The organism is Kitasatospora sp. MY 5-36, from assembly GCF_001182915.1.
Lineage (GTDB): Bacteria > Actinomycetota > Actinomycetes > Streptomycetales > Streptomycetaceae > Kitasatospora.
Map to the genome: position 1 here is coordinate 1 of NZ_LFVW01000737.1, position 5,118 is coordinate 5,118.

Here is a 5,118-nt window from a genome sequence, read left to right on the forward strand (position 1 = left end):
GGCCGCGCGCCCGCCGGGACACGCCGGGCGCGCGGTGGCGTGCCCGGAGGCGGGCGGTCGGGGAGGGTGTGAGGGCAGACGCACCGGACCGTGACCCCACCTGGGAGCCCCGCATGCCCATCGCCAGCGTCAACCCCGCGACCGGCGAGACCGTCCAGACCTTCGAGCCGCTCGACGCGGCCGGCATCGAACGGCGGCTGGCCCGCGCCGAGGCCGCCTTCCACAGCTACCGCGGCACCCCGTTCGCCGCCCGCGCCGAACTGATGCGCCGCGCCGCCGACCTGCTGGACCGGGAGCTGGAGGCGGTCGCCCGCACCATGACCGAGGAGATGGGCAAGCCTCTCGCCGCCTCCCGCGCCGAGGTCGCCAAGTGCGGGAAGGCGATGCGCTGGTACGCGGACCACGCCGAGGAGCTGCTCGCCGACGAGCACCCGGCCCCGGCCGACGTCGCCGACTCCGGTGCCTCCCGGGCCTATGTCCGCTACCGCCCGCTCGGTCCGGTTCTTGCCGTCATGCCCTGGAACTTTCCGCTCTGGCAGGTCCTCCGGTTCGCCGCGCCGGCCCTGATGGCGGGCAACGTCGGTCTGCTCAAGCACGCGTCGAACGTGCCGCGCACCGCGCTGGCGATCGAGGAGCTGTTCCAGCGGGCCGGGTTCCCGGAGGGCTGCTTCCAGACCCTGTTGATCGGCTCGGGCGCGGTGGAGGGCGTGATCCGGGACCGCCGGGTCGTCGCCGTCACCCTCACCGGCAGCGAGCCGGCCGGGCGGGCGGTCGCGGCCACCGCGGCGGACGAGGTGAAGAAGGCCGTCCTGGAGCTGGGCGGCAGCGACCCGTTCGTCGTGCTGCCGAGCGCCGACCTGGACGCGGCGGTGCGCACCGCCGTCCGGGCCCGGGTGCAGAACAACGGCCAGTCCTGCATCGCCGCCAAGCGCTTCATCGTGCACACCGACGTGTACGACCGCTTCACCGCCGCCTTCACCGCGGCGATGGGCGCGCTGAAGGTCGGCGACCCGATGGACGAGTCCACCGACGTCGGCCCGCTGGCCAGCCGCCAGGGCCGGGACGACCTGGAGGAGCTGGTCGAGGACGCCCGGGTGCACGGCGCCCGGGTGGAGTGCGGCGGCGGGCGCCCGGAGGGCTGGGACACCGGCTGGTTCTACGAGCCGACGGTTCTGACGGGCATCACCCCGGCGATGCGGATCCACCTGGAGGAGACCTTCGGCCCGGTCGCCACCGTCTACCGGGTGGCCGACCTGGACGAGGCGGTGGCGGTCGCCAACGACACCCCGTTCGGGCTGAGCGCCAACGTCTGGACCACCGACGAGGCCGAGCGGGAGCGCTTCGTCCGGGACATCCAGGCCGGCGGGGTGTTCTTCAACGGGATGACGGCCTCCCACCCGGCGCTGCCGTTCGGCGGCGTCAAGCGCTCCGGGTTCGGGCGGGAGCTGTCCGGGCACGGGATCCGGGAGTTCTGCAACATCACCACGGTGTGGATCGGCTGAGCCCTCCCGGGCCCGCGCCCGTCCGGCTCCGCGCCCCTCCCGACCGGGTCAGGACGCCATCCGGTGCCGGCCCGGCCCCGGGGTCATCCAGCGGGCGACCACGCCGCCCATCGCGATGAGCGTCAGGCCCCAGAAGACCGCCATCGGCACCAGCACGGGCAGCAGGCTCACCTGGACCGCGACCATGCAGAGGCCGATCGAGAGCGCGATCATGAACGTCACCACGGTGGGGCTGAGGCTGAGCAGCCAGTGCCAGACGCGGTGCCCGAAGCCCCGGGCCCTGCGGGTCGCGGGGTCGGCCTCGGCCCGGGCGTCGAGTTCGGCGTCGAGTTCCTTGTAGGTCAGCAGGTCCATCGGGATCGCCTCCAGTGCTGGACGGCTGGACGGGAGGGGTGCCTGGCCCCGGTGGGGTCAGGAGGCCTTGCGGGGAGCCGAGGGCTTCCGGGTGGTGGTCTTCTTCGCCGCCGGGCTCCTCGCGGAGGTCTTCCCGGCGGACTTCTCGGAGGCGGCCGTCTCCGAGGGGGCCTTCCCGGAGGCTGCTGCCTTCGAGGCACTCCGCTTCACCGGGGCGCGCTTGCGCGGCGCGGGCTCCGCCTCCTCCGGGGCGGCCTCCCCGGCCCCGCCGCCCCGCCCGCCCTTGGCCTGCTTGAGGCTGCTGCGCAGCGCCTCCATCAGGTCGATCACGTTGTCCGGCGCCTCGCCCGGCTCCTCCTCGTGCGGGACCTCGACGCCCTCCAGCCGCGCGGTGATCACCTGCTGCAGCGCCTGCTGGTAGTCGTCGTGCAGCTGGGACAGGTCGAAGTCCTCGGAGAGGGTGTCCATCAGCGACCGCGCCATCTTGAGCTCCTGCGGCCGGACGGCGACGTCGCCCTCGGGCGCGATGCCGGCCGCCGGGCGGACCTCGTCGGGCCAGATGCAGGTCTGCAGCACCAGGGTGTTGTCGTGCACCCGCAGCACCGCGGGCGACTCCCGGGTGCGCAGCGCGATCTTGGTGACGGCGATCTGCCCGGAGTCGGTGAGCGCGTCGCGCAGCAGCGCGTACGGCTTGGCGGCGGCCTTGTCGGCGACGCCCACGTAGTAGGCCTTGGAGAACATCAGCGGGTCGATCTCGCCCTCGTCCACGAAGGCCAGCACGTCGATGATCTTCTTGCTGGGCAGCGGCAGGTCGGCGAGGTCCTCGTCGGAGAGCGTGACGGTCCGCCCGTCGGGGGACTCGTACCCCTTGGCGATCTCCGCGTACGGGACCTCCTTCTCCTCCCGCTCGCAGTACCGCTTCATCCGCACCCGGCCGCCGTCCTTGGCGTGCACCTGGTGCAGCGGGACGTCGTGCTCCTGGGTCGCGGAGTACAGGTGGACGGGGATGCTGACCAGCCCGAAGCTGATCGTCCCCTTCCAGGTGGTCTGCATGGGGTCGCTCCTGACCGGCGCCGGGAGCCGGCCGGCACCGAGAACGCTCGGGATGCTCCTACGGCATGTCCCGAGAGTCCCACTGTGCTCTGGTTTGCCCCGATCGTCCACAGCGCGCCGACAATGGGCCGAGGAGGTCGACGCGGATGGGCATCCGGAGCCGGGGGCACCAGCGGGGCCGGCGGGACCAGCGGGAACGCGACCAGGCGCCGCCGCCGGAGCGGTACGGCTACCTGGTGACGTACGCGGTGCGGGGCGAGCCCGGCGCACGGCGCGCGGAAGTCACGGTGCTGCCCGGATACTCGCAGGAGGACGACATCCCCCGGATCCTCGCCGCCCGGCTCACCGGGCGGCCGGCGGACGAGGCGTCGATCACCGTCCTCGACGTGCGGCCGATCTGACCGGCCACCCGCGGGCGATTTGAGCCCCAACAGAGCTTGGCGACCTTTCCAAATGCTGACGATGCGTCAGATTTGAGGTTTCCATGCCACCTTTCCACCCACCCCGACCAGGCCTTTTCCGTCCGTTGAGCGAACAGTTACCAAAGGATTGTTCCGATACTCGGGCGTAGAAGTTAGGTTGCGACGCAATGCGCGGGTCAGTCCCCCACCCTCGGCGCGACGAGCCGAGGGACACGCCGCGCGGGAAAGGCACAGGGCACCCAGATGAGTGCGGACACCACCAAGCCCCCGGCCACGGCCACCAAGCTCCCCCACCAGACCGGGCCGATCGGCCACGGCGGCGACGGCCACCTGAAGGCCGGACTCAAGAACCGCCACCTGTCGATGATCGCCATCGGCGGCGTGATCGGCGCCGGCCTGTTCGTCGGCTCCGGCGCGGGCATCGCGACCACCGGCCCGGGCATCCTGCTCTCCTACGCCATGGCCGGCGTGCTGGTCGTCCTGGTGATGCGGATGCTCGGCGAGATGGCCGCGGCCGACCCGCAGAGCGGCTCGTTCTCGGCGTACGCGGACCGGGCGCTCGGCCGCTGGGCCGGGTTCAGCATCGGCTGGCTGTACTGGTTCTTCTGGGTGGTGGTGCTCGCGGTCGAGGCGACGGCCGGCGCGAAGATCCTCAACAACTGGGTGCCGGGCGTCCCCCAGTGGGGCTGGGCCCTGATAGTCATGGCGGTGCTGACCGCCACCAACCTCTTCTCGGTGGCCTCCTACGGCGAGTTCGAGTTCTGGTTCGCCGGGATCAAGGTGGTCGCGATCGCCGCGTTCCTGGTGATCGGCACCCTCGCCGCCTTCGGCCTGCTGCCGGGCACCCACGCGGTCGGCGCCAGCAACCTCACCGGCCACGGCGGCTTCCTGCCGCACGGGGTGGGGGCGGTGTTCACCGGCATGCTCACGGTGGTCTTCGCCTTCATGGGCAGCGAGATCGTGACCCTGGCCGCCGGCGAGTCGGAGAACCCGGAGAAGGCGGTCTCCAAGGCCACCAACAGCGTGATCTGGCGGATCGGGATCTTCTACCTGGGCTCGATCCTGCTGGTGGTCACCCTGCTGCCCTGGGACTCCGCCGACGTCAAGGCGAGCCCGTACGTGGCGGTGCTGGACCACATCGGCATCCCGGGCGCCGGCCAGGTGATGGACGTGATCGTGCTGACGGCGGTGCTGTCCTGCCTCAACTCCGGGATGTACACGGCCTCCCGGATGGCGTTCTCGCTGGGCCAGCGCGGGGACGCGCCCAAGGCCTTCGCCACGGTGACCTCGCGCGGCGTGCCGCGGGTGGCGATCCTCTCCTCGGTGGTCTTCGGCTTCGTCGCGGTGTTCTTCAACTACACCTCGCCGGACACCGTGTTCGCCTTCCTGCTCAACTCCTCCGGCGCCGTCGCGCTCTTCGTCTGGCTGGTGATCTGCGCGACCCAGCTGCGGATGCGCAGGATCATCGAGCGCGAGATGCCCGAGCGGCACACCGTCCGGATGTGGCTGTACCCGTACCTGACCTGGACGGCCATGGGCATGATCGGGTTCGTCATGGCGTACATGTTCACCGACGCCGACGGACGCAAGCAGATGTACCTGTCGCTGGTCGCCGCAGCCATCGTGCTGGCGGCCTCGGCCGTGGTGGGCCGACGGCGGCGGGCCGCGGTGGCGGCGGCGGGCTCCTGACCCGTCCGCCCCGCGCGGGAACGCCGGGCCCGGGAGCCGATGCGGAGGCTCCCGGGCCCGGCGCCGTTCTGCTCGGCGCCGTTCTGCTCGGCGCCGTT

General features: G+C 72.1%; 5 protein-coding genes. 3 read left to right on the forward strand and 2 right to left on the reverse strand.

From position 1 onward, the window contains the following. Nucleotides 1-113 precede the first annotated feature (113 nt). A complete protein-coding gene (locus tag AE652_RS34850; RefSeq protein ID WP_049658983.1) occupies nucleotides 114-1,502 on the forward strand; it encodes an NADP-dependent succinic semialdehyde dehydrogenase in 1,389 nt (462 codons plus the stop codon). 48 nt (nucleotides 1,503-1,550) lie between these two features. Here the strand turns inward: AE652_RS34850 and AE652_RS34855 are convergent, their stop codons facing one another. Then, a complete protein-coding gene (locus AE652_RS34855; RefSeq protein ID WP_049658984.1) occupies nucleotides 1,551-1,856 on the reverse strand; it encodes a hypothetical protein in 306 nt (101 codons plus the stop codon). Between the two features lie 57 nt (nucleotides 1,857-1,913). Further along, nucleotides 1,914-2,909: a Ku protein gene (locus AE652_RS34860; protein ID WP_049658986.1), complete on the reverse strand. Its 996-nt coding sequence runs from the start codon at nucleotides 2,907-2,909 to the stop codon at nucleotides 1,914-1,916. Between the two features lie 146 nt (nucleotides 2,910-3,055). On the opposite strand from AE652_RS34860, the gene AE652_RS34865 reads away from it, so the two are divergent. Both AE652_RS34865 and AE652_RS34870 read left to right on the forward strand, forming a co-directional pair. Continuing rightward, nucleotides 3,056-3,310: a hypothetical protein gene (locus tag AE652_RS34865; RefSeq protein WP_049658988.1), complete on the forward strand. Its 255-nt coding sequence runs from the start codon at nucleotides 3,056-3,058 to the stop codon at nucleotides 3,308-3,310. A gap of 264 nt (nucleotides 3,311-3,574) precedes the next feature. Next, nucleotides 3,575-5,020, forward strand: a complete 1,446-nt coding sequence (locus AE652_RS34870; protein WP_049658990.1) for an amino acid permease — start codon at nucleotides 3,575-3,577, stop codon at nucleotides 5,018-5,020. Nucleotides 5,021-5,118: the final 98 nt, after the last annotated feature.

Excerpts from the sequence above, each read along its gene's own strand:
- AE652_RS34850 (WP_049658983.1), top strand. The coding sequence starts at position 114 with ATGCCCATCGCCAGCGTCAACCCCGCGACCGGCGAGACCGTCCAGACC.
- AE652_RS34870 (WP_049658990.1), top strand. The coding sequence starts at position 3,575 with ATGAGTGCGGACACCACCAAGCCCCCGGCCACGGCCACCAAGCTCCCC.
- AE652_RS34865 (WP_049658988.1), top strand. The coding sequence starts at position 3,056 with ATGGGCATCCGGAGCCGGGGGCACCAGCGGGGCCGGCGGGACCAGCGG.
- AE652_RS34860 (WP_049658986.1), bottom strand. The coding sequence starts at position 2,909 with ATGCAGACCACCTGGAAGGGGACGATCAGCTTCGGGCTGGTCAGCATC.
- AE652_RS34855 (WP_049658984.1), bottom strand. The coding sequence starts at position 1,856 with ATGGACCTGCTGACCTACAAGGAACTCGACGCCGAACTCGACGCCCGG.